Genomic DNA, 843 nt, shown 5'->3' on the forward strand with positions numbered 1-843 from the left:
AAAGTCAGAGTTCATGCCGATTACCACGTGGAAATCGACAAACATTACTACTCGGTTCCATGTTCGCTGTTAGGCCAGCAACTGGAAGCATGGATCTCCGGAGAACTGGTAAGACTCTTCAATCAGGGGCAGGAGGTTGCTGTGCACCCGCGCAAGCGTACTTATGGCTACAGTACCCGCAACGAGCACATGCCTGAAGCTCATCGACAGCATGCCACCTGGACGCCAGAGCGTCTTCTGGAATGGGCGGGGCACATAGGCAGTGAAACTCATAGTTATGTGCTTCATATACTGAACTCTCGTCCACATCCGGAACAAAGCTATCGCTTCTGCCTTGGACTCCTGAACCTTCATAAAAAATACAGTAAAGCCAGACTTAATGCAGCATGTGCAAGAGCTCTGAAAACAAAGGTATGGCGTCTGTCAGGTATTAAATCGATCCTGGAAAAAGGTCTGGATAAACAACCTGTTCAGGATCCAAAACCAGATCTGTTATCCACGATGGAACACGAAAACGTACGCGGCAGTGAGTATTACCACTGATACGGGATCCAATGATGAATCATCTTTACGAACAACTGACCGCACTTAAACTCACCGGCTTCCGTGATGCGCTTAAAAAGCAACTTGCTCAGCCGGGCACATACCAGGAGCTGGGCTTCGAAGAACGCCTGTCATTACTGACAGCAGAAGAACTAACCTGCCGTGAAAACAGGAAGGCAGAGCGTCTGATCAAACATGCACGGTTCAGACTTAATGCTGAGTTATCAAAGCTGGATTATCGTAACAATAGAGGGCTGGACAGGGCCCTCATCCGTTCACTCAGTCAGGGAAACTGGTTAA

General features: G+C 48.5%; 1 protein-coding gene and 1 pseudogene. Both read left to right on the forward strand.

The features are described 5' to 3' along the window. The coding region (locus EA14781_RS22035; protein WP_042190024.1) for a Mu transposase domain-containing protein at positions 1-543 on the forward strand (543 nt) is incomplete at its 5' end. Positions 544-557: 14 nt separating this feature from the next. Beyond that, positions 558-843, forward strand: a pseudogene (gene istB / locus EA14781_RS22040) (IS21-like element ISEc12 family helper ATPase IstB); the annotation flags it as partial.

This window comes from Escherichia albertii NBRC 107761 = DSM 17582 (assembly GCF_000759775.1).
Lineage (GTDB): Bacteria > Pseudomonadota > Gammaproteobacteria > Enterobacterales > Enterobacteriaceae > Escherichia > Escherichia albertii.